Raw genomic sequence first — 23,817 nt, forward strand, 5'->3', positions numbered from 1 at the left:
CGGACTCGACCCGAGGATCCATGCCTGAACGTCGACGTCCCGCCGGCGACCGGAATAAGGCCCCGGTTGCCGCCGGAGGGCGGCGAGCCCTCCGCGGGACGCCAGCGCAGTTCTCAACCCTTTGTTAGCGTTAACGGCGCATAACCGTGGATGGCCCGAAGAAGCCCGGGAGGGAGCTTGCCTAGGCCCGTTGTGGACCTTATTCCCGTTGACGCCCATATTGTCCCATGGTATCCCATTGAACAGATCAGTTCTCGTTTCAGTCAGGCTTTTGAGGGTGTCGTCGCCCGTGGTTCGGGCGGGGTGCAGGGACGTGTTTGCGCGCGGGGGCGGGCAAGCCATCAAGGAGCCGCGGTTTTCTGCGGTCGGAGCAATGCAGAGGGGCAGGGCACTAGCGGCCGTCGCAGATCATGGATCGGTTCTTATCCAGCGCGATCAACAGGATCGACACGAAGGGGCGGGTGTCGGTGCCGGCCCATTTCCGGTCTGTCGTCCAGAAGCGCGGCTTCACGGACCTTTATGCGCTGCGCGCGCTGGACGTGCCGGCCATGGATGTGGGTGGTCCGGACCTGCTCGACCGCTACGAGCAGCGCATCGCGCTGGAGGACCCCTTCCTGCAGACGGCCGACGACATGTCCTTCTTCGTGCATGGGGACGGCAGCTTTTTGAAGCTCGACCAGGACGGGCGGATCACGATCACGGATTTCGTTCGCGAGCATACGGGGATCACGGCGGAGGTCGCCTTCGTCGGGCGGGGGCTCTTCTTCCAGATGTGGGAGCCGCAGCGGCTCGAGGCCCATGGGGCGGACGTGCGCGCAAGGCTCCTCAAACTGCGGCAGCAGGCCTCGGAGGCTCGGGCCGCGGCGAGCGCGGAATGATGGCGGGTCACGGCACGGGAGATGCCGGTGGCGGACCGGCCCGTCACATTCCGGTTCTTCTGGCCGAGGTGCTCGACGTCCTCCGGCCGGCCGAGGGCAGGCTGATCCTGGACGGCACGTTCGGGGCGGGGGGCTACACGCGGGCGCTCATCGAGCACGGCGCGAGCGTGATCGCCATCGACCAGGATCCCGACGCGATCGAGGGCGGACGGCCGCTCGCCGAGGCCTTCGCCGGCAGGCTGCGGCTGGAGCGCGGCCGCTTTTCCGATATGGAGGCCATTGCCGGCGAGATGCTCGACGGCGTGGTGCTCGATGTCGGCGTCTCCTCCATGCAGCTCGATCAGGCCGAGCGCGGCTTCTCCTTCCGCAGGGAAGGGCCGCTCGACATGCGCATGGGCCGGGAGGGCCCGAGTGCGGCAGATGTCGTCAACCGCTTCAAGACGGGGGACCTCGCCCGCATCTTCGGCCTGCTCGGCGAGGAGCGCCACGCCGGCCGCATCGCCCGTGCCATCGAGAAGCGGCGGGCGGAGAAGCCGTTCCGGACGACCGGCGATCTGGCGGAACTGGTCGAACGCGTCGTCGGCCACAGGCCGACCGACAAGATCCATCCGGCCACCCGCGTCTTCCAGGGATTGCGCATCTTCGTCAACGACGAGCTGGGCGAGCTCGCCCGCGCGCTCTTTGCCGCCGAGCGTGTCCTGAAGCCTGGTGGCGTGCTTGCCGTCGTCACCTTCCATTCGCTCGAGGACCGCATCGTGAAGCGCTTCCTCGTGGCCCGCTCCGGCCCGCAGGCCCGCTCGCGGCATCTGCCGGAAGCCGCGGCCCCGCGCCCGGCTTTCGACAAGCCGATGAGGCCCGTCTCGCCAGGGGAGGCTGAGACGGCACAGAACCCGCGCGCCCGCTCGGCGCATCTCAGAGCCGCACGGCGGACGGCCCATCCGGCCGGTCCGGAAGATTTCAAGATGCTCGGTGTTCCCGCGCTGTTCGTGACCGAGCAGCTCGGCGAGAAGACAAGGTAGGCCATGTTTCGGACCAGCGACGTCATCCTGATTGCGGTCATGCTCTCGGCAGCCGCCTTCACCTACAAGACCAAGCATGATGCGGAGGCCATGATGGACCGCATCGGCGAGTTGGAAACCAAGGTCCAGCTCGAGAAGGACACGATCGACGTGCTCAAGGCCGACTGGAGCCTGCTCACCCAGCCCGGCCGGATGCAGACGCTCGCCCGGTCCTACGAATCCGAACTCGGCCTCGGCATCCTGCAGCCGCAGCAGATCGTCGGCTACGACGCGCTGCGCAGCATCCCGTTCCCCGAAGACAATGTGGGCGACCTGATCGCCGAGATCGGCGGTCTGCAGCCCGACCCCAAGACCGATCCCACTGTTACCGGAGGTGTGCGGTGATGAGGCTCGGAACCCGTTGGAAATCAAGGCCTGCGTCGGCACCGGAGGCTGAGTCGTCCGCGATCGTGGTCGAGGGCCGGCGCAAGGCGACCGGCGGCCGCGCGCAAAGCCGCATCGTCATGGCCATGGCGGTGCTCTTCGGCATCTATGGTGCGATCGGCGCGCGCCTCGTGCATCTCGGCCTTGCCGACGAGCCGCAGGTGAACCTGCCGCAAAGCCGCCCCACCGCCTCGCGGCCGGACCTTCTGGACCGCAACGGCGAGGTGCTCGCCACCGACATCAAGACCGCCTCCCTCTTCGCCGAGCCGCGCCACATCATCGATATCGACGAGGCGATCGAGAAGCTGCAGACGGTCCTGCCCGATCTCGATTACGAGCAGACCTATCGCAAGCTCGACAGCGATGCAGGTTTCGTCTGGCTGCGCCGGCAGCTCTCCCCGGGCCAGCAGAGCGATATTCTGGCGCTCGGCGTTCCCGGTCTCGGCTTCCGCACGGAGAAGACGCGCTTCTATCCGGGCGGGGCGACGGCCTCGCACATCCTGGGCCTCGTCAACATCGACAACAAGGGCATCGCCGGCATGGAGAAATATGTCGACGACCAGGGCCTCGCGGATCTCCAGGCGCTGGGCCTTGCCGGGCCGGACACGCTCAAGCCCGTGCGCCTCTCCATCGATCTGCGAGCCCAGTACATCCTGCATGACGAGCTCTCGCAATCGATGGAGCGCTACCATGCCATAGCGGCCGGCGGGGTCATCCTCAACGCACGCACCGGCGAAGTGGTCGCCATGGTCTCGCTGCCGGACTACGATCCCAACAATCCCTACAACGCGCTCGAGAAGGACCGGCTCAACCGCATGTCGGCCGGCGTGTTCGAGATGGGCTCCACCTTCAAGCTCTTCACGACCGCCATGGCGCTCGATTCCGGCAAGGTCGATCTCGACGACACGTTCGACGCCACCCGGCCGATCCGCATCGGCGGCTTCACCATTCACGATTTCCATGGCAAGCGCCGGGTGCTTTCGGTGCCGGAGATCTTCATCTACTCCTCCAATATCGGCACGGCGAAGATGGCCGACGTGGTGGGCCTGGAAGGCCATCGGGCCTTCCTGAAGAAGATCGGGCTCCTCGACAGGATGCAGACCGAGCTTCCGGAAGTCGCCCAGCCCACCGAGCCCAAGGAGTGGAAGAAGATCAACTCGGTCACGATCTCTTTCGGGCACGGCATGGCGACCACCCCGTTGCAGACCGCCGCCGCCGCCGTCGCCATGATCAACGGCGGCAAGCTCATCCCGCCCACCTTCCTGCCGCGCACGCAGGAGGAGGCGGATGCGGTCGCGACCCAGGTGATCTCCCCCGACACGAGCTCGAAGATCCGCTATCTTTTCCGCCTGAACGTGCAGAAGGGCACCGGCGGATCCGGCTCGCGCGCCGACGTGCCCGGCTATTATGTGGGCGGCAAGACGGGCACGGCCGAGAAGGTGGTCAACGGACGGTATTCCAACGACAAGCGGTTCAATGCCTTCCTGGCCGCCTATCCCATCAACGATCCCCAATATGTGGTGGCGGTGGTGCTGGACGAGCCCAAGGGGGAAAAGCCCGGCATGTCCGCCACTTCGGGCCTCAACACCGCGCCGACCGTCAGCAACATAATCCGCCGTACCGCACCGTTACTTGGCGTGGAGCCGGATTTCGGTCATGAAAGTGACGCTTTGCTGGTCTCCTACCGGTGATTCCCGCAAACGAGGCGGAATGGACCGCAGAGAATACTGGGATGCGATGAAGCTGGGCGAATTTGCCGATATCCTGCCGCAAGGCGGACCCGTGGACACCAACGTGAAAATCTCCGGTCTCGCATCGGATTCCCGGCGGGTTGCTGCCGGGAACGTCTTTTTCGCGCTGCAAGGCTCCAAGGCGGACGGCGCGACCTACGCCGCGGAGGCTGTGCGGCGCGGTGCGGTGGCGGTCGTCGCCCGGCCCGGCACGATGGCCGAGATCGGCGTTCCCGTCATTGCCGTCGACGATCCGCGGCGTGCTCTGGCGCTCGCTGCCGCCCGTTTGCATGGTGCCCAGCCCGCCACCATGGCGGCCGTCACCGGCACCAGCGGCAAGACCTCCGTCGCCTCCTTCACGCGGCAGATCTGGGAACAGGCGGGCCTCGCCGCCGCCTCGATCGGCACCACGGGCGTCGTGGCTCCCGGCCGTGACGAATATGGCGAGCTCACCACGCCGGACCCCCTCTCGCTGCACCATCTCCTCAAGGAACTGGCGGATGCGGGCGTCACCCACGCCGCCATGGAGGCGTCGAGCCACGGGCTCGACCAGCGCCGGCTCGACGGCGTGAGGCTCGCCGCCGGCGGCTTCACCAATCTCGGCCGCGACCACATGGATTATCACCCCACGGTCGAGCACTATCACCGGTCCAAGATGCGGCTTTTCGACACGCTGCTCCCCAGGGGCGCGCCGGCGGTCATCTTCGCCGACGATCCCTGGTCCGAGCCCACGGAAAGTGCGGCCCGCAAGGCAGGGCTCGATCTGCGCACCGTCGGCCGCAAGGGCGCCTTCCTCACCTTGAAGCGCGTCGAGCACGAGCGCCACCGCCAGCGTGCCGAGATCGAGCACGAAGGCAAGATCCACGAGATCGTGCTGCCGCTTGCCGGCGATTTTCAGGTTTCCAATGCGCTCGTGGCGGCGGGGCTCGCCATCGCCACGGGCCTTGCGGCGGACGATGCGCTCGCCGCGCTCGAGCATCTGAAGGGCGCCTCGGGCCGCCTGGAGCTTACCGGCGCGACGGAGGACGGCGCGCAGGTCTATGTCGACTACGCGCACAAGCCCGACGCGCTGAAGAACGTGCTTGAGGCTGTTCGGCCCTTCACCACCGGCCGCGTGATCGTGGTCTTCGGCTGCGGCGGAGACCGTGACCCGGGCAAGCGGTCCATCATGGGCGACATCGCGCGGCAGCTTGCCGACGTGGTGATCGTCACGGACGACAATCCGCGTTCGGAGGATCCCGCCGCGATCCGCCGGGCGATCCTCGAAGCGGTGCCCGAGGCGACGGAGATCGGCGACCGCCGCGAGGCGATCCGCGCCGCCGTCGCTATGCTCAGGTCGGGCGACACGCTGATCGTCGCGGGCAAGGGGCATGAGATCGGCCAGGAGATCGCCGGCCGGAAATTCCCGTTCTCCGACCACGCGGAAGTGCGGCAGGCGCTGAGGGAGAAGGGCGCGTGACGCTTCTATGGACTTCCAGTGACCTGGTGGCCGCGCTCGGCGGCCGCCATTTCGGGACGCTGCCCGAAGGCGTCACCGGCATTTCCATCGATACGAGGACGCTCAAGCGCGGCGAGGCCTTCTTCGCCATCAAGGGCGACCGCTTCGACGGGCATGATTTCGCCACCGCCGCCATGGCGGCGGGCGCGGGGCTGCTCGTCATCTCGGAGGACAAGCTCCCCGCGCTCGGCCGCCTCACCGTGCCCAAGGTCGTGGTGCCGGATGTGCTGGAGGCGCTCGGAAGCCTTGCCGCGGCCGCGCGCGCACGCAGCGGCGCCAAGGTTATCGCTGTCACCGGCTCCGCCGGCAAGACCACGACCAAGGAGATGCTGCGCCACGCGCTCTCAAGCGTCGGGCGCGTGCATGCGGCCGACCGCTCCTTCAACAATCACTGGGGCGTGCCGCTCTCGCTCGCCCGCCTGCCGGCCGACGCGGATTACGCGGTCTTCGAGATCGGCATGAACCACCCCGGCGAGATCGAGCCGCTGACGCAGATCGTGAAGCCGCATGTCGCGATCGTCACGATGATCGCCGCCGCCCATCTCGGCGCCTTCAAGAGCCTCGACGAGATTGCCGAGGCCAAGGGCGAGATCTTCGCGGGCGTGGTGCGTGGCGGGCATGCGATCATCAATCGCGACGACCAGCGCTTCAAGCTTCTCTCGAACATGGCGACGGAGGCCGGCGTCAAGAATATCTGGGGCTTCGGAGAGAATGTGCGCGCGCATTTCCGCCTCGCCCAGTACGAGCCGCAGGACGATCACTCGGCCGTGACGATCAAGATTGCGGGCCAGGAACTGGTTGGGCGGATCGGTGCGCCCGGCCGGCACATGGTGCAGAACGCGCTCGCCGTCATCGGCGCAGGTTATCTGGCCGGCGCGGACGTTTCGAAGCTGCTTCTGGCGCTGGGCGACTTCTCGGTGGAGGCGGGACGGGGCAAACGCCACCGCCTCGGCGTCGGCGGGGGAAGCTTCACGTTCATCGACGAGAGTTACAATGCCAATCCCGCCTCCATGAAGGCTGCCCTGCAGCTTCTGGATTCAAGCCCTGTCACGGGCGAGGGCCGGCGTATCGCCGTCTTGGGCGACATGCTGGAACTGGGCGTCCATTCCGCGAAGCTGCACGAGGCCCTGGCCGACATCGTCGCGGCGACCAAGACCGATCTGCTTTTCCTTGCGGGCGCGGAAATGAAGGCGCTGGCGGACAACCCGCCGGCGGAGCTTCCGGTCGAGTACCGGGAAAGCGTCGGGGAGTTGCAGCCTCTCCTTCTCGATGCGGTGAGGCCGGGAGACACGATCATGATCAAAGCATCCAAGGGCATCGGCTTCTCGAAGCTCGTCGATGCTTTTCTGCAGACATTTCCGGCGGCGGCGGACCAGCCGACGCAGGCTTGAGGTAGGCATGAGCCTGCGCGGGGACCATTTCTGATGCTGATGCTGCTGGTAGAACTCGCCGACGAATTCTCGGCGCTCAATGTTTTTCGCTATATCACCTTCCGCACCGGCGGCGCGCTGATCACGGCGGCATTCATCGTCTTCCTCTTCGGGCCGACGATCATCAACTCCCTGCGCGTACGCCAGGGGCGCGGCCAGCCGATCCGCGCCGATGGGCCGCAGACCCATTTCAAGAAGGCCGGCACGCCGACGATGGGCGGGCTGATGATCCTTTCGGGCATTCTCGGCTCGGCCATTCTGTGGGCGAACCTCTCCAGCGTCTATGTTTGGGTGGTGCTCATGGTCACCGTCGGCTTCGGGGCGATCGGCTTCTATGACGATTACCTCAAGGTCACCAAGCAGTCGCATCTGGGCTTCTCCGGCAAGTTCCGTCTCGTGCTGGAATTCCTGATCGCAGGGCTTGCCGCCTGGGTGATCATGCGCACCGGGCAAGCGCCGTTCTCCTCTTCGCTCACCTTTCCCTTCTTCAAGGAGCTGCTGCTCAATCTCGGCATCTTCTTCATACCTTTCGCCGCCTTCGTGATCGTGGGCGCGGGCAATTCGGTGAACCTTACCGACGGCCTCGACGGGCTCGCCACGGTGCCGGTGATGGTGGCGGCCGCCTCCTTCGGCGTCATCGCCTATCTCTCCGGCAACGCCATCTTCGCCGACTACCTGCAGATCCATTTCGTGCCCGGCACCGGCGAGCTTTCCGTCATCCTCGGGGCCGTCATCGGCGCGGGGCTCGGCTTCCTCTGGTTCAACGCGCCGCCCGCCGCCATCTTCATGGGCGACACCGGGTCGCTGGCGCTCGGCGGCCTTATCGGCACCGTGGCGGTGGCGACCAAGCACGAGATCGTGCTCGCCATCATCGGCGGCCTCTTCGTGATCGAGATATTCTCCGTCATCATCCAGGTCGCCGTCTTCAAGATGACGGGCAAGCGCGTCTTCCTCATGGCGCCCATCCACCATCACTTCGAGAAGCTGGGCTGGACCGAGAGCCAGGTCGTCATCCGCTTCTGGATCATCGCCGTCGTGCTCGCGCTGATCGGCCTGTCGACGCTGAAGCTGCGGTGAGGATTCCTGGAATGTCGTGGCTTCCTCACCCCCTCTGTCTTGCCGGGCATCTCCCCTCAGAGGGGAGATTGTCTATCACGAAAGCTTTCGCCAATCGCCTGCGTCGCAGGATGGGTGGCAACATTGCGGCAGGCATAATCTCTCCCCTTGAGGGGGAGATGGGCGGCAGCCCAGAGGGGGGTGTTCACGTGGGGCTTCCCCAATGATCCCCGCCACCACCTTCAACGGGAAAAAGGTCGCGCTTTTCGGCCTCGGTGGCTCGGGACTGGCCACGGCTCATGCGCTCGTGGCGGGCGGAGCGCAGGTCCTCGCCTGGGACGACAATCCCGACAGCGTTGCGAAGGCGAAGGCGGACGGCATCGCGACAGGCGATCTGCGCGACGCCGACTGGAGCACTGTCGGAACGCTGCTTCTCTCGCCCGGCGTCCCGCTCACCCATCCACGCCCGCACTGGAGCGCGCAGCTTGCACGGGCGGCGGGGGCCGAGATCATCGGCGACGTCGAGCTTTTCGTGCGTGAGCGGCGTGCGCATGCGCCGCGGGCGCCGTTCGTCGCCATCACCGGCACCAATGGCAAGTCGACCACCACGGCGCTCATCGCCCATGTGCTTGCAGCCGCCGGGCGTGACACGCAGATGGGCGGCAATATCGGACGTGCCGTGATGACGCTCGATCCGCCGTCGCCGGACCGCCACTACGTGGTCGAATGCTCCTCCTACCAGATCGATCTCGCGCCTTCCCTCGATCCTTCCGCCGGCGTGCTTCTCAACCTGACCCCCGACCATCTCGACCGGCACGGCACGATGGAGAACTACGCCGCCATCAAGGAGCGGCTGGTCGCCGGCAGCGAAACCGCCATCATCGGCGTGGACGACGATCATTGCCGCGCGATCGCGGATCGGCTGGAGAGGGCTGGCCGCAAGGTGGAGCGGATCTCCGTGACCGGAAGGCTCGAGCAGGGCTTCTTCGCGGAAGGCGCGCAGTTGATGCGCGCTGAAAGAGGCCGGGCGGAACCGCTCCTTTCGCTCGAAGGCATCGGCTCGCTGCGCGGGCGGCACAACGCGCAGAACGCGCTTGCCGCGGCGGCTGCCTGCCTCGCCTGCGGCCTTTCGCAGGCGGAGATCCAGGCAGGCTTTGCGAGCTTCCCCGGTCTCGCGCACCGCATGGAGCAGGTGGGCAGGCGCGGCCGCGTGCTCTTCGTCAACGATTCCAAGGCCACGAATGCCGATGCCGCAGCACCTGCGCTCTCCTCCTTCCCGCGGATCTACTGGATCGCGGGCGGGCTGCCCAAGGCGGGCGGCATCGAGAGCCTCAAGCCCTTCTTCCCGCGCATCGCCAAGGCCTATCTCGTGGGCGAGGCCGCGCCCGTCTTCGCCGCCACCATCGGGGAGGCGACAGCCTACGAGATTTCGGGTACCATCGCTGCCGCCGTCGAGCACGCAGCGCGGGATGCGGCTGACGATCCCGCGGGCGAAGTGGTGGTCCTGTTGTCGCCGGCCTGTGCGAGTTTCGATCAGTTTAGGAATTTCGAGGTAAGGGGAGAGGCGTTCCGCGAAGCGGTGCGCGCCCTGCCGGGCATCGAACGCATTGGGGAGACGAGGGGATGATCAGCCGTACCGACCGCAGCATGGTTGCGAACTGGTGGTGGACCGTCGACCGATGGTTCCTCGCCGCCTTCCTTCTCCTCATGGGACTCGGCATCGTGCTCTCCTTCGCGGCAAGCCCGGCGGTGGCCGAGCGCATCGGGCTCGAAAGCTTCCATTTCGTCACCCGCCAGATCATCTTCATGATCCCGGCCGTCGCGGTGCTCATCGGCGTCTCCTTCCTCGATCCCCGTCAGGTGCGGCGGATGGCGCTGGCCATGCTCTGCCTGGCGCTCGTCCTCATGGTCGCCACGCTCTTCATCGGCATGGAGGTGAAGGGCTCGCGGCGCTGGCTCCATCTGTTCGGCCTGTCGATCCAGCCGTCGGAATATCTGAAGCCTGCTTTCGTGGTCATCTGCGCCTGGCTCTTCGCCGAGCATGCGCGGCAGCCGGAGATCCCCGGCAACCTCTTCGCCATGCTGCTCCTCGGTCTGGTCGTGGCGCTGCTCGTCGCCCAGCCGGATCTCGGCCAGACCATGCTGGTGCTGGGCACCTGGGGCGCCATGTTCTTCATCGCAGGCATGCCGTGGCTGTGGATCGCCGTGCTCGGCGCGCTCGGCGTCGGCGGGGCGGTGGCCGCCTATTCGGCCTTCCCGCACGTGGCCGAGCGCATCGACCGCTTCGTCACCGGCGAGGGCGACACCTATCAGGTGGATATGAGCCTTGAGGCGCTCACGCGCGGCGGCTGGCTCGGCCAGGGGCCGGGCGAGGGCTCGGTGAAGCGCATCCTGCCCGACAGCCACACGGATTTCGTCTTCGCCGTTGCCGGCGAGGAGTTCGGCCTCGTCATGTGCCTGCTGATCCTTTCGCTCTTCGCCTTCGTCGTGCTCAGGGGCCTCGTGATCGCCCGCCGGCAGGAGGACGATTTCACCCGCTATGCACTCTCGGGCCTCGTCGTGCTCTTCGGCTTCCAGTCGATCATCAACATGGCGGTGAATGTGCGCATGATGCCCGCCAAGGGCATGACGCTGCCCTTCATTTCCTACGGCGGCTCCTCGCTCGTCGCCATGGCCATCTCCATGGGCTTCGTGCTGGCGCTGGCGCGCCGCCGGCCGGAGAAGCGGCGTCCCGTGAGCTTCTCCGCCATTTCCGGCCGGGCGGCGGCAACCGGCTGAGATGGCGGGAAAGGCGATCCTCCTGAGCGCGGGCGGCACCGGCGGACACCTTTTTCCAGCCGAAGCCCTCGCGCATGAATTGCGGGCGCGCGGCTGGTCGGTGCATCTCGCCACGGACGAGAGGGCCTCGCGCTTCGCCGGCAGCTTTCCCGCCGACGGGATCCATGCGGTCTCGTCGGCCACCTTCGGTTCCCGCAATCCGCTCGCCCTCGCGAGGAGCGGCTTTGCGATCTGGCGCGGCTTCAAGCAATCGAGCGTGCTGATCAACCGCATGAAGCCGGCCGTCGTCGTCGGCTTCGGCGGCTATCCCACCGTGCCGCCGCTCTATGCCGCCGCACGGCGCGGCGTGCCCACGCTGATCCACGAGCAGAACGCGGTGATGGGCCGCGCCAACAAGGCGCTCGCAGCCCGCGTAACGGCGATCGCCGGCGGCTTCCTGCCAAACGGCGAAGGTCCCTTCGCCTCAAAGACGGTGGTGACCGGCAATCCGGTGCGCCCGGCGGTCATCGAGGCGGCGGCCACACCCTACGCATCGCCGGCACCGGGACAGAGCTTCCGCCTGCTCGTCTTCGGCGGCAGCCAGGGCGCCCAGTATTTTTCCCAGGCGGTCCCCGAAGCGGTCCGCCTCCTGCCGGAAGCGGCGCGTTCCCGCCTCGCGATCGTGCAGCAGGCGCGCCCGGAGGACGAGGCGGCGGTGCGCGCGGCCTATGCCGAACTCGGCATCGACGCGGAGGTCTCGCCCTTCTTCACCGACATGGCCCGCCGCATCGCGGATGCCCATCTCATCATCTCCCGCTCCGGCGCGTCCACGGTCTCGGAGATCGCGGTCATCGGCCGGCCGGCCTTCCTCGTGCCCTATCCCTATGCGCTCGATCACGACCAGGCGGCCAACGCCGCCGCCCTCGAGCGGATGGGCGGCGCGGAGATCGTGGCGCAGGAAAAGCTCTCGCCCGAGCGGTTGCGTGGGCTTCTCGACGTCGCCATGAACGCGCCGGAAAAGCTTTCCGCGATGGCTGCCGCCGCAAAAAGCGTCGGGCGGCCGGACGCGGCGCGATTGCTTGCCGATCTCGCGGAGGCTATTGCCTCCGGAACGACGCCCGGCGAAATCGAACGGAGAAGAAGCGCATGAAAATGCCGCAGACAATCGGAGTGGTGCATTTCATCGGCATCGGCGGCATCGGCATGAGCGGCATCGCCGAGGCGCTGCACACGCTGGGATACAAGGTGCAGGGCTCCGATCAGGCCGAGAACGCCAATGTCGCGCGCCTGCGCGAAAAGGGGATCAAGGCCTTCATCGGCCATGCCGCGGAGAATCTGGGCGATGCCGAGGTGGTCGTGATCTCCAGCGCCATCAAGCGCGACAATCCCGAATATGTGGCCGCGCGCGAAAAGCTGCTGCCCATCGTGCGCCGCGCCGAGATGCTGGCCGAGCTGATGCGCTTCCGCCAGGCGGTCGCCATCGGCGGCACGCATGGCAAGACCACGACCACCTCCATGGTCGCGGCCCTGCTCGAGGCCGGCGGACTCGACCCCACCGTCATCAATGGCGGCATCATCAACGCCTATGGCACCAACGCCCGCATGGGCAAGGGCGACTGGATGGTGGTGGAGGCCGACGAGAGCGACGGCACGTTCCTGAAGCTGCCCGCCGAGATCGCCGTCGTCACCAATATCGACCCCGAGCATCTCGACCATTACGGCTCCTTCGACCGCGTGCGCGAGGCCTTCCGCCAGTATGTGGAGAATGTGCCGTTCTACGGTTTCGGCGTCATGTGCATCGACCACCCGGAGGTGCAGGCGCTCGTCTCCCGCATCGAGGACCGCCGCGTCGTCACCTATGGCGAGAACCTGCAGGCCGACGTGCGCTTCGAGAACCACCGCATGGATGGCGCCGTCTCGGTCTTCGACATCGTCCTGCGGGCGCGCAAGAGCGACGCCGCGAGGGTGATCAAGGGCCTGCGGCTGCCCATGCCGGGCCGGCACAACGTCTCCAACGCCACCGCGGCGATCGCGGTCGCCAACGAACTCGGCATCGGCGAGGAGGCGATCCGCCGGGGGCTTTCGGCTTTCGGCGGCGTCAAGCGGCGCTTCACGCTCACGGGCACCTGGAACGGCGTCAGCATCTTCGACGATTACGGCCACCACCCGGTGGAGATCCGTGCCGTTCTCCGCGCCGCGCGCGAGGCCAGCGCGGGACGCATCATCGCCATTGCCCAGCCGCACCGCTATACGCGCCTGCGCGACCTCTTCGACGACTTCTCCTCCTGCTTCAACGATGCCGACACGGTGATGGTGGCGCCGGTCTATGCGGCGGGCGAGGCGCCCATAGAGGGTTTTTCGTCCGAGACTCTGGTGGCCGGGCTGCGGGCGGCCGGCCATCGTGACGCGCGCTATATCGAAGGGCCGGAGGCCGTCGCGCCCATCGTGCGCGCGACCGCCAGGGAGGGTGATTTCGTCGTCTTTCTCGGCGCCGGCAACATCACCCAGTGGGCCTATGCGCTGCCAAAGGAGCTCGCTTCGTGACCCGCGGTGCCGCACTTCTCGAAAGGCTCGGCGATCGCCTTGCCGGCCTGCGCGGGCGACTGACGCCTGATGCCGGGATGGACAAGATCACCTGGTTCCGCGCCGGCGGCGAGGCGGATGCGTTCTTCCAGCCGCAGGACGAGGAGGATCTTGCAGCCTTCCTGAAGGCGGTGCCGGAGGAGATTCCCGTCACCATCGTCGGCATCGGCTCCAACCTCCTGGTGCGCGAGGGGGGTATCCGTGGCTTCGTGGTTCGCCTGTCGGCGAAGGGCTTCGGCAATGCGGAAGTCGTTTCGCCAACGCGCATCAGGGCAGGGGCGGCCATTCCCGACAAGCGGCTCTCGGCGGCAGCGCTCGAAGCGGGTATCGGCGGCTTCCATTTCTATCACGGCATTCCGGGCGGGCTCGGCGGCGCGCTGCGGATGAATGCCGGCGCCAACGGGGTGGAGACGCGCGAGCGCGTGGTGGAGGTACGCGCGCTCGACCGCAAGGGCGAGCTGCACGTGCTCTCCAATGCCGATATGGGCTACTCCTATCGCAAATCGAAAGCTCCGGCCGATCTCGTGTTCACTTCTGCCGTCCTCGAAGGCTATCCGGAGGACCGCGAGGCGATCCGCGCCGCGATGGATGCCGTCCAGCACCACCGCGAGACGGTGCAGCCCATCCGGGAGAAGACCGGCGGTTCGACCTTCAAGAACCCGGAAGGCACGTCTGCCTGGAAGGAGATCGACAAGGCGGGCTGCCGCGGGCTTGTGATCGGGGGCGCGCAGATGTCGCCCATGCACTGCAATTTCATGATCAACACGGGCACGGCCACCGGCTACGACCTGGAATATCTCGGCGAGACGGTGCGCGCGCGGGTGCTGGAGAATTCCGGCATCAAGCTCGAATGGGAGATCAAGCGCCTGGGCGATTTCAAGCTGGGCCATGCGATCGATCCCTTCCTGGGACAGTTGCTTTAGGTCCTTCGGAAAATACCGGCAGGCCTTATCGGTCCGTTGCCCTAAACCGGCCTGGGCATGTTTGCCGCGTTCGGGAGAGGTCCTGCTTCCGATCACTTTTGACGAAATTTCGCAAAATTTGAATCCTACGGAATCTCAAGGCCTTGCCACGGAATCAACTCTCTGATTCTTTAGGGGGAAGCGTTTCTTGATTTGAGTCGGCGCGTTTACAGCCGGGGGCGTTTATCCAAGTGGCGGGTTTGAACTTTGCGGATGCTGCGCGTGTCGCGGCAGGAGAAGGGCGTCGTAATGACGAAGAAGCACGTGGCTGTGCTCCTGGGCGGGTTTTCGTCCGAAAGGCCGGTTTCGCTGTCCTCGGGCAATTCCTGTGCCGATGCACTTGAAGCGGAGGGATATCGCGTCACGCGTGTCGACGTCTCGCGCGATATCGGTCGCGTGCTCTCCGAATTGAAGCCCGATGTCGCCTTCAACGCCCTGCATGGGCCTTATGGCGAGGATGGTACGGTCCAGGGCGTGCTGGAATTTCTCGGAATCCCCTATACGCATTCGGGTGTCCTCGCCTCCGCGCTTGCAATGGACAAGGAGCTCGCCAAGATCGTCGCGCGATCGGCCGGCATCCCCGTTGCGCCTTCGCTCGTGATCAATCGCTTCGAGATCGGAAACGACCATCCGATGGAGCCGCCTTACGTGGTGAAGCCCGTCGCCGAGGGGTCCAGCTTCGGGGTGGTGATCGTGCGCGAAGGGCAGGCGAACCCGCCGCAGATCCTCGGGGCCGCCGAATGGGCCTATGGCGAGCGGGTGATGGTGGAGCGCTACATGCACGGGCGCGAGCTTACCTGCGCGGTGATGGGCGATCGGTCGCTCGGGATCTGCGAGATCGTGCCCGTGGGGCACAACTTCTATGATTACGATTCGAAATACGTCCCGGGCGGGTCAAAACACGTTTGTCCGGCAGAACTTTCACCGAATATTTACCAAAAAATAGAAACACTGGCGCTTAAGGCACATCAAGTGATTGGCTGCCGGGGTGTGAGCCGTTCGGACTTCCGCTTCGACGACCGACTTCCAGGGGAAGAAGGGATCGTCTGGCTTGAGATCAACACGCAACCCGGCATGACGCCGACCTCCTTGGTGCCGGATATCGCCGCGCAGGCGGGGATCGAATTTGGGGCACTGTTGAGTTGGATGGTGGAGGACGCGTCTTGTTCGCGTTGAACGCGGTGGAGAAGTGGCGTTCCGGCGAAGCCGGCATCATATTGCCGCGCTGGCTGCGCAAGCCGGCGCGCATGGTCCAGCGCATGCGGCTGGGCGAAGCCGAACCGCCGCGCTTTGCCACGAGCGGCGCAACGGCGGTTCTCTTCGCGCTCGCAGGCGTTTATGGCGTGATCGAAGGGGGGCATTCGGAAGACGTGCTCCAGGCCATGACCTCCCGCGTCGGCTTCGCCATCAACAATGTGGAGATCTCCGGCAATCGTGAGACCTCCGAGATCGACGTGCTGCAGCAGGTCGGGCTCGACGGCTGGACCTCGATGGTGGGCTTCGATGTGCGCGAGGCGCGCGAGCGCATCGTCGAGCTTCCCTGGGTCGAGAGCACGACGGTGCGCAAGGTCTATCCCGCGACGCTCGCCATCGACATGGTCGAAAAGAGGCCTTTTGCGCTGTGGCAGCAGGGCAGCGCGGTCGTCATCATCGAAGAAAACGGCGACATTATCGCGCCTTTCGACGGGGGGCGCCATGCGTTGCTGCCGCTGGTCATCGGCATGGGTGCCGACAAGGCCGGGCCGGAGCTCATCGCCTCCGTGGAAAAAGTGCGCGGACTTAAGGGGCGCGTGCGGGCCTATATCCGTATTGCCGATCGGCGCTGGGATCTCAGATTGAACAATGGCGTGACGATCAAGCTGCCGGAGAAGGGCGTGGAGGAAGCATTGGCCGAAGCGTCCCGCCTCGACGCCGAGTATTCGCTGTTCTCCCGTGACATCACGGCGATCGACCTGCGTCTTTCCGACAGGTTGACGGTGGCGCTCGCTCCGGCGGCCGCGGAGGCGCACCAGAAAGCGTTCGAGGAGATGGAGAAGCGTCGCAGGAAAGGGGCCAGGATATGAGCTGGTTCCTGGGTAATCGTGGCGCGGCGCAGCGTTCGGGCATCATCACCGTTCTCGACGTCGGCTCGAGCAAGGTGTGCTGCATCATCGCCAGGCTATTGCCGGACGAGAACATGCGCGCGCTGCCGCACAGGACCCATCGGATCAAGGTGGTCGGTATCGGCCATCAGAAGTCGCAGGGCCTGAAATCGGGCGTGGTGATCGATCTCGACCGGGCGGAGCAGGCCATCCGGCTCGCCGTGGACGCGGCGGAGCGTATGGCGGGGCTCACCGTCGATTCGCTCATCGTCAATGTCTCGGCCGGGCGCATCCGCAGCGAGGGGGCGTCCGCGACCATCAATCTCGGCGGGCACGAGGTTGCCAATGCCGACATCGCGCGGGTGCTGCTTGCCGGTGCGCGCCAGGCGCTGCGCGCCGAGCGCGAGGTGGTGCATTCGCTGGCCGTGGGCTTCACGCTCGATCTGGAGCGCGGCATCCGCGACCCGCGGGGCATGATGGGAGACACGCTCGGCGTCGACATGCATGTGGTGACGGCCGATGCCGTCCCGCTCCGGAATCTGGAGCTTTGCATCAACCGCGCGCATCTTTCGGTGGAGCGCATGGTGGCCACGCCCTATGCGAGCGGGCTTGCTGCACTCGTCGACGACGAGGCGGAGATGGGGGCGGCCTGCATCGACATGGGCGGCGGCACCACCACCATGTCCGTGTTCGTGGAGGGGAAGTTCGTTCATGCCGACGGCCTGCCCATCGGCGGCAATCACGTGACGATGGACCTCGCGCGCGGGCTGTCCATCCGGCTCGACGATGCGGAGCGGCTCAAGGTGATGCACGGCTCGGCGCTGCCGGCGAGTGCCGCCGACGACCGCGACATGGTGTCGATCCAGCCGATCGGCGGCGAGGACGTGGACCAGCCGCTGCAGGTGCCCCGCTCGGTGATGACGCGCATCGTTCGGGCACGCATCGAAGAGATCCTGGAACTGGTGCGTGACAGGCTCAATCGTTCTGGATACGGCGCCCTGGTCGGTCGCCGTGTCGTGCTCACGGGCGGCGCAAGCCAGCTCACGGGTTTGCCGGAAGCCGCACGCCGGCTTCTGGGGCGGAATGTCCGCCTCGGTCGGCCGCTTGGCGTGGCGGGCCTGCCTGAGGCGGCGAAGGGGGCGGCCTTTGCGGCCCCGATCGGTCTCTTGATCTATCCGCAGGTGGCGGAGTTCGAGAGCCGGGCGGCGGCCAAGGGCGGCATTTTCATGCGCTCCACGGGGACAGGAGGCAGGTTGCATCGTGTCGGCCAGTGGTTGCGAGACAGTTTTTGACGGGGGAAGGGCCCCACTGACAGTCACCGCGGCGGCGCGGGGGCGGGAAAGGCGGAAAGGACGAGGACTATGACCATCAATCTCAAGAAGCCGGATATTACCGAGCTGAAGCCGAGGATCACCGTCTTCGGCGTCGGTGGCGGAGGCGGAAACGCAGTCAACAACATGATCACGGCCGGGCTTCGCGGCGTCGAGTTCGTCGTGGCGAACACCGATGCCCAGGCGCTGACCATGGCGAAGGCCGAACGGCTGATCCAGCTCGGCGCCGCCGTGACGGAGGGCCTCGGCGCCGGCTCGCAGCCCGAGGTCGGCCAGGCCGCCGCCGAGGAGTGCATCGACGAGATCCTCGATCATCTGTCGAACACGCATATGTGCTTCGTCACCGCCGGCATGGGCGGCGGCACGGGCACGGGTGCGGCCCCGGTCGTGGCGCGCGCGGCGCGCGAAAAGGGCATCCTCACCGTCGGCGTGGTCACCAAGCCGTTCCACTTCGAAGGCCAGCGGCGCATGAAGATCGCCGATCAGGGCATCGAGGAGCTGCAGAAATGCGTCGATACGCTCATCGTCATCCCGAACCAGAACCTCTTCCGCATCGCCAATGACAAGACCACCTTCGCCGACGCCTTCGCGATGGCCGACCAGGTGCTCTATTCGGGCGTCGCCTGCATCACCGATCTGATGGTCAAGGAAGGCCTCATCAATCTCGACTTCGCCGACGTGCGCTCGGTGATGCGCGAGATGGGCAAGGCCATGATGGGCACGGGCGAGGCGTCCGGCGAGGGCAGGGCGATGGCGGCGGCCGAAGCCGCGATTGCCAACCCGCTCCTCGACGAGACCTCCATGAAGGGCGCGCGGGGCCTCCTCATCTCCATCACCGGCGGCCGCGACCTCACCCTCTTCGAGGTGGACGAGGCGGCGACCCGCATCCGCGAGGAGGTCGACCCGGAAGCCAACATCATCCTCGGCGCCACCTTCGACGAGGAACTGGAAGGCGTGATCCGCGTCTCGGTGGTCGCCACCGGCATCGACAAGTCGGCGCATGAGATCTCCTCGCCGCCCTCGGCGATCCGCCAGCCGCCGCGTCCGGCCGCCCCGGTCCAGCCGAAGCCCTCGGCGGGGCTCGAGACGCGCGCTCCGGCCCCGCAGCCTGCGCCCGCGGAGACGATGGTCCAGGACGAGCAGGTGGACGCCCATCATGATGCGGTGGCCGACGCGATCCGCGCGGCGGGCCATGGCGGCGCGGCCGCTCCGTCAGCAGGCTTCCAGCCGCAGAGCAAGCTCTTCAAGCCCGCCGCTCCCGCGCCGGAGCCGGTTCTCCGGCAGCCCGCGCCGCAGCCGCAGCCGCAGCCTGCCAGGGTGGAGCCCGCGCCTGCGCCGCGCATGCCGCGCGTGGAGGATTTCCCGCCGGTGGTGCAGGCCGAGATCCAGGCCAGCGCCCCCGGGAGGTCGCCCCGGAGCAGGAGGAGCGCGGGCCGATGGGGCTCCTGAAGCGCCTTACGACGGGTCTCTCGCGCCGCGAGGAGGACACGCATGCCGCCCAGCCGCCGGAGCCGCGCTTGCGCCAGCCCGATCCGCGCCGCGCCGCGCCCGACGACAACATCTATGCGCCGCGGCGCGGCCAGCTCGACGACCACGGCCGGGTCGTGCAGCAGCGGCCGTCGCAGGAGGACGACCAGCTCGAGATTCCCGCCTTCCTGCGGCGCCAGGCGAACTGAAGCATCCTGCAGCCGGAATCACCCGGTACTGCACGAATGCGGCAGAGACAAAGAGATGGAACTGCTTTGAAGGATGGTCGGGGAACGGGCGCGGCAGCGCCCGTTCCTGTTTTCGAAAAAGCTTTGGAAACAAGGGATTGGAGCTGGGAATCAGGCCGACTGTTCGGTAACACGGGGTAAGAAAGCGTGATTTGGCGCTGGCCTGCCGGATCACTATCTTCCCTGCGGATTTGAGCAGGGTGCCTCGGCAGGCCTGCTGCTGCAAGAGCCGGGCCGCGAGAATGGAAAACAAGCGAAAGCCGTTGGCCGGACCGCTGGGGGTACAATTGCTCGAATATCAAACGACTCTCAAGTCGCGTTTCACGCTGTCGGGCGTCGGCGTCCATACCGGCAAGGCCGTTTCCATCCATTTCAACCCCGCCGAGCCCGATACGGGCATCGTGTTCCAGCGCATCGACGAAGGCGCCTCCGGCAAGGTCATCCGCGCGCTCGCGTCGGATGTGGGCGCGACGGACCTTTGCACCGGCCTCGGCGATCCGGCGGGTGACCATGTGGCCACCGTCGAGCATCTCATGGCCGCGCTGATCGGCATGGGCATCGACAATGTGGCGATCGAGATCGACGGCCCGGAAGTTCCCATCATGGACGGCAGCGCATCGGTCTTCGTCGAGGCCTTCGCGCAGGCGGGCATCGTCCAGCTTTTGGAGAAGCGGCGCTATATCCGGGTCGTCAAGCCCGTCCGCTTTGAATCGGGTAGCTCGTGGGCCGAGTTCCAGCCTTACGACGGCACGCGATTCGAGGTCGAGATCGATTTCGAGACGCCGGCCATCGGCCGCCAGTCCTTCGCCACCGATTTTTCGTCCGGAACCTTCGCGAAGGAGATCGCGCGGGCACGCACCTTCGGCTTCATCAAGGATGTGGAGCGGCTGTGGGCGGCGGGCTACGCGCTCGGCTCCTCACTCGAGAACTCGGTCGTGATCGGCGAGGATCATCGCGTCATCAATATGGAAGGCCTGCGCTACCCGGACGAGTTCGTGCGCCACAAGATGCTCGATGCCGTGGGCGACCTTGCGCTCGCCGGCGCGCGCTTCATCGGCTGCTTCCGCTCCTATCGCGGCGGCCACCGCATCAATGCGGCCGCACTTCGCAACCTGCTCACCGACCGTTCGGCCTTCGAGATCGTCGAGGCCGCACGGCGCGGCGGCGGGCGCGGCGCTGAGATGATCGCGGTCAACGCGCCGCTCTATGCCCCCTGGGTGATCTGAGATCCGGCATCCGGCTCATCCGTGGTGCCTGGCTCCCGAGCGGCGATCCACAGCCCGGCTGGCGCTGCTGTCTCTTCGCCACAAAAATGTGCCAATGAGGCCGGATAGCGTTGCCGCGTCTTTGCTTTATGCCTATGACTGCGTGCACATCTTGGTTCCGCCATTCCAGAGGAACGGACTGCGAATGTTTGTGAATAGTCCCGCCAGCAGTGCCCGCCGGCCACGGCTTCATACGCTGGCTTTCGCGGCGCTCGCCGCCCCCCTTTTTCTGGCTGGCTGCAACGCCGAAAAGGATGTGGACCTGTCCGCCTTTGTCGAGCAGACCGAGCCGGCCGACGTCCTCTACAATCAGGGACTGGCGAATCTCAACGCCGGCCGCTGGAGAGAGGCGGTGGCGAAGTTCGAGGCCGTCGACCGCCAGCATCCCTATTCGGAGTTCGCCCGCAAGGCGCTTATCATGAACACCTTCGCCAACTACCGGCAGGGCAAGTACACGGACGCCATCAGCGCGGGCAAGCGCTATGTCACGCTCTATCCCACGAGCGAGGATGCCGCCTACGCCCAGTATCTGATCGGCATGAGCTATTTCCGCCAGATCAAGGACGTCACGCAGGACCAGCGCGAATCCCGCCTTACCATCGAGGCCATGCAGCAGGTGGTCGACCGCTGGCCCGATTCGGAATATGTGGCTGACGCGCAGACCAAGATCCGCTTCGCCCGCGACCAGCTCGCCGGCAAGGAGATGCAGGTCGGCCGCTACTATCTGGAGCGGCGCGAATACATCGCCGCCATCAGGCGCTTCCGCGGCGTGGTCGAGAACTATGCCAACACCCGCCATGTGGAAGAGGCGCTGGCGCGCCTGGTCGAGGCCTATCTCGCCATGGGCATCTCCTCTGAGGCGCAGACGGCCGCCGCGGTGCTCGGCCACAACTTCCCCGAAAGCCAGTGGTACAAGGATTCCTACAGGCTGCTGCAGTCGGGCGGGCTCGAGCCGCGCGAGGACAGGGGCTCCTGGATCTCCAGGGCCGCCTCCGCCATCGTAGGGAGCTAGCCGCCGGGCGCGCCGATGCTGTCGCACCTTTCGATCCGCGATATCGTCCTGATCGAACGGCTCGACATCGACTTCTCGGCCGGGCTCTCGGTGCTGACCGGCGAGACCGGCGCCGGCAAGTCCATCCTGCTCGATTCGCTTTCGCTCGCCCTCGGCTCGCGGGGCGACGCCTCGCTCGTGCGCCACGGCGCCGAACAGGGGCATGTGACGGCCGTCTTCGACGTGCCGACGGCGCATCCGGCGCGCGAGATCCTGCGCGACAACGCGATCGACGACCAGGGCGATGTCATCCTGCGCCGCATGCAGACGGCGGATGGCCGCACGCGCGTCTTCATCAACGACCAGCCGGCGAGCGTGGCGCTCATGCGCCAGATCGGCCGGACACTGGTGGAAATCCACGGCCAGCACGACGAGCGCGCGCTTGTCGACACCACCGCGCACCGGGCGTTGCTCGATGCCTTCGGCGGGCTCGGCTCCCGGGCCGCGGCGGTGCGCACTGCCTGGCGGGACTGGCGCCAGGCCGAGCAGGACCTGGCCCGCCACCGCGCCAGGGTCGACGCGGCTGCACGCGAGGCCGATTTCCTGCGTGCTTCGGTCGATGAACTGTCGAAGCTCGATCCGCAACCGGGCGAGGAGACGGAGCTGGCGGAAGAGCGCGCGCGCATGATGCGCGCCGAAAAGATCGCCGCCGATATCTCCGATGCGCAGGAGGTGCTGTCCGGCAACAGTTCGCCGGTCCCCGCGCTCGCCGGCCTGCTGCGCCGGCTCCAGCGCAAGGCGCAGGAGGCGCCGGGCCTGCTCGAGGAGATCGTCACCTCGCTCGACGAGGCGCTTCTGTCGCTCAACGCCGCTCAGGATGCCGTGGATGCCGCCATGCGGGCCAGCGAGTTCGATCCGGACCGGCTGGAGAAGGCCGAGGAGCGGCTCTTCGCGCTGCGTGCCGCCGCGCGCAAGCACAATGTGATGGTGGATGATCTCGCCGCGCTGCGCGACCGTATGGATGCGGATCTGGCCGATCTGGACGCCGGCGAGGAGAGGCTCGGCCGCCTCGAAAAGGAGGCGAAGGCACGCCGTGCCGCCTATGACGAGGTCGCCGCACTGCTTTCCGAAGAGCGGCGGCGGACCGCCGAGGTGCTGGCCGATGCGGTCATGGCCGAGTTGCCTGCGCTGAAGCTGGAGCGCGCGCGCTTCATCGTCGAAATCCAGAGCGAGCCGGACGACCGCGCGGAGGAAGGCATCGACCGGGTGGAATTCTGGGTGCAGACCAATCCCGGTACGCGGCCCGGTCCGATCATGAAAGTGGCGTCGGGCGGCGAGCTTTCGCGCTTCCTGCTCGCCCTCAAGGTGGCGCTCGCCGACCGCGGCTCCGCGCCCACCCTCGTCTTCGACGAGATCGATACCGGCGTTGGCGGGGCGGTGGCGGATGCGATCGGCCAGCGGCTTGCACGGCTCGCGCAGCGCATCCAGGTTCTCTCCGTCACCCACGCGCCGCAGGTCGCCGCCCGCGCCAACACGCATTACCTCATCGCCAAATCCGGTGGCCACGACCGCGTCACCACCGGGATTGCCGTCATGGATACGGCCCAACGGCAGGAGGAGATCGCGCGCATGCTCGCCGGCGCCACCGTGACGGACGAAGCCCGCGCCGCCGCCGAACGCCTCCTGCGCGAAAACGCGGCTCTTGCGTAGCGGCGGCTCTTGCGGCTGGCCATGCCGCATGACCGTCAGCCAGAAGCGCGGCCCGATCCACACGGAGGTCACAAACGACTTCAGCCGGCGTGTTTTCGAGCACAAGTCTGGCGAAGGCTCCGGTTTCACATGGCGTCCAGCACCTCGTCTGTTATGTGGAGCATTTCGATATCCGCGATGCGATCCAGCGGGAAAAGTCCCTCAAGCGCTGGCCGCGCCAATGGAAGGTCGGACTGATCGAGAGCGCTAATCCCGAATGGCACGAGCCGATGCGCGGGATCGGGTGGTGATTTTGTTGGGCGTTGCGACTGGCCTCCGGAGTGGGCCGGGAGCGCCGGCGACCATGATTACTGTTCAGGCATGGATCCTCGGGCTTGACCCGAGGATC

At 66.6% G+C, this 23,817-nt stretch carries 18 protein-coding genes and 2 pseudogenes; all 20 read left to right on the forward strand.

Translation table 11 applies throughout. The features are described 5' to 3' along the window. The first annotated feature begins 410 nt into the window (after window positions 1-410). A complete protein-coding gene (gene mraZ, locus PVE73_RS10595; RefSeq protein WP_277366903.1) occupies window positions 411-878 on the forward strand; it encodes a division/cell wall cluster transcriptional repressor MraZ in 468 nt (155 codons plus the stop codon). Then, window positions 875-1,897, forward strand: coding sequence for a 16S rRNA (cytosine(1402)-N(4))-methyltransferase RsmH (gene rsmH / locus PVE73_RS10600; protein WP_277366904.1), 1,023 nt, complete (start codon window positions 875-877; stop codon window positions 1,895-1,897). The genes mraZ and rsmH overlap by 4 nt, the downstream gene beginning before the upstream one ends. A gap of 3 nt (window positions 1,898-1,900) precedes the next feature. After that, window positions 1,901-2,281 carry a hypothetical protein gene (locus tag PVE73_RS10605; protein ID WP_277366905.1) on the forward strand — a complete coding sequence of 127 codons (381 nt, stop codon included), beginning with the start codon at window positions 1,901-1,903 and terminating at the stop codon, window positions 2,279-2,281. Then, a complete protein-coding gene (locus PVE73_RS10610) occupies window positions 2,281-4,011 on the forward strand; it encodes a penicillin-binding protein 2 (protein WP_277366906.1) in 1,731 nt (576 codons plus the stop codon). Before PVE73_RS10605 ends, PVE73_RS10610 begins: the two co-directional genes overlap by 1 nt. Window positions 4,012-4,057: 46 nt before the next feature. Continuing rightward, on the forward strand, window positions 4,058-5,509 hold the full coding sequence (locus PVE73_RS10615; protein WP_277367412.1) for a UDP-N-acetylmuramoyl-L-alanyl-D-glutamate--2,6-diaminopimelate ligase: 1,452 nt from the start codon (window positions 4,058-4,060) through the stop codon (window positions 5,507-5,509). Continuing rightward, window positions 5,506-6,939 carry a UDP-N-acetylmuramoylalanyl-D-glutamyl-2,6-diaminopimelate--D-alanyl-D-alanine ligase gene (locus PVE73_RS10620; protein WP_277366907.1) on the forward strand — a complete coding sequence of 478 codons (1,434 nt, stop codon included), beginning with the start codon at window positions 5,506-5,508 and terminating at the stop codon, window positions 6,937-6,939. The genes PVE73_RS10615 and PVE73_RS10620 overlap by 4 nt, the downstream gene beginning before the upstream one ends. A 33-nt stretch (window positions 6,940-6,972) precedes the next feature. After that, complete coding sequence (mraY, locus tag PVE73_RS10625) at window positions 6,973-8,055, forward strand: phospho-N-acetylmuramoyl-pentapeptide-transferase (RefSeq protein WP_277366908.1); 1,083 nt, start codon at window positions 6,973-6,975, stop codon at window positions 8,053-8,055. A 202-nt stretch (window positions 8,056-8,257) separates the two neighbouring features. After that, window positions 8,258-9,661, forward strand: a complete 1,404-nt coding sequence (murD, locus tag PVE73_RS10630; protein WP_277366909.1) for a UDP-N-acetylmuramoyl-L-alanine--D-glutamate ligase — start codon at window positions 8,258-8,260, stop codon at window positions 9,659-9,661. Continuing rightward, complete coding sequence (ftsW, locus tag PVE73_RS10635; protein ID WP_277366910.1) at window positions 9,658-10,812, forward strand: putative lipid II flippase FtsW; 1,155 nt, start codon at window positions 9,658-9,660, stop codon at window positions 10,810-10,812. The genes murD and ftsW overlap by 4 nt, the downstream gene beginning before the upstream one ends. A 1-nt stretch (window position 10,813) precedes the next feature. Beyond that, the gene (gene murG, locus PVE73_RS10640) at window positions 10,814-11,941 is read left to right on the forward strand and encodes an undecaprenyldiphospho-muramoylpentapeptide beta-N-acetylglucosaminyltransferase (protein ID WP_277366911.1); all 1,128 of its coding nucleotides are present in this window, start codon (window positions 10,814-10,816) and stop codon (window positions 11,939-11,941) included. Continuing rightward, window positions 11,938-13,335 (forward strand): UDP-N-acetylmuramate--L-alanine ligase, encoded by a 1,398-nt coding sequence (murC, locus tag PVE73_RS10645; RefSeq protein WP_277366912.1) that lies wholly within the window; start codon window positions 11,938-11,940, stop codon window positions 13,333-13,335. The genes murG and murC overlap by 4 nt, the downstream gene beginning before the upstream one ends. Further along, complete coding sequence (murB, locus tag PVE73_RS10650; protein ID WP_277366913.1) at window positions 13,332-14,297, forward strand: UDP-N-acetylmuramate dehydrogenase; 966 nt, start codon at window positions 13,332-13,334, stop codon at window positions 14,295-14,297. The genes murC and murB overlap by 4 nt, the downstream gene beginning before the upstream one ends. A 288-nt stretch (window positions 14,298-14,585) precedes the next feature. After that, complete coding sequence (locus PVE73_RS10655) at window positions 14,586-15,512, forward strand: D-alanine--D-alanine ligase (RefSeq protein ID WP_277366914.1); 927 nt, start codon at window positions 14,586-14,588, stop codon at window positions 15,510-15,512. Further along, a complete protein-coding gene (locus tag PVE73_RS10660) occupies window positions 15,500-16,399 on the forward strand; it encodes a cell division protein FtsQ/DivIB (RefSeq protein WP_277366915.1) in 900 nt (299 codons plus the stop codon). Before PVE73_RS10655 ends, PVE73_RS10660 begins: the two co-directional genes overlap by 13 nt. Beyond that, window positions 16,396-17,709: a cell division protein FtsA gene (gene ftsA, locus PVE73_RS10665; protein ID WP_277366916.1), complete on the forward strand. Its 1,314-nt coding sequence runs from the start codon at window positions 16,396-16,398 to the stop codon at window positions 17,707-17,709. Before PVE73_RS10660 ends, ftsA begins: the two co-directional genes overlap by 4 nt. Window positions 17,710-17,778: 69 nt before the next feature. Then, window positions 17,779-19,424 (forward strand): annotated as a pseudogene (gene ftsZ, locus PVE73_RS10670) (cell division protein FtsZ). Between the two features lie 314 nt (window positions 19,425-19,738). Continuing rightward, on the forward strand, window positions 19,739-20,689 hold the full coding sequence (gene lpxC, locus PVE73_RS10675) for a UDP-3-O-acyl-N-acetylglucosamine deacetylase (protein ID WP_277367413.1): 951 nt from the start codon (window positions 19,739-19,741) through the stop codon (window positions 20,687-20,689). 184 nt (window positions 20,690-20,873) lie between these two features. Beyond that, window positions 20,874-21,740, forward strand: coding sequence for an outer membrane protein assembly factor BamD (locus PVE73_RS10680; RefSeq protein ID WP_277366917.1), 867 nt, complete (start codon window positions 20,874-20,876; stop codon window positions 21,738-21,740). A 15-nt stretch (window positions 21,741-21,755) separates the two neighbouring features. Further along, a complete protein-coding gene (gene recN / locus PVE73_RS10685) occupies window positions 21,756-23,429 on the forward strand; it encodes a DNA repair protein RecN (protein ID WP_277366918.1) in 1,674 nt (557 codons plus the stop codon). A gap of 28 nt (window positions 23,430-23,457) precedes the next feature. Further along, window positions 23,458-23,719 (forward strand): annotated as a pseudogene (locus tag PVE73_RS10690) (GIY-YIG nuclease family protein). The last annotated feature ends 98 nt before the right edge of the window (window positions 23,720-23,817 follow it).

Origin of the sequence: Chelativorans sp. AA-79, from assembly GCF_029457495.1 — a bacterium.
Taxonomy (GTDB): Bacteria; Pseudomonadota; Alphaproteobacteria; order Rhizobiales; family Rhizobiaceae; genus Chelativorans.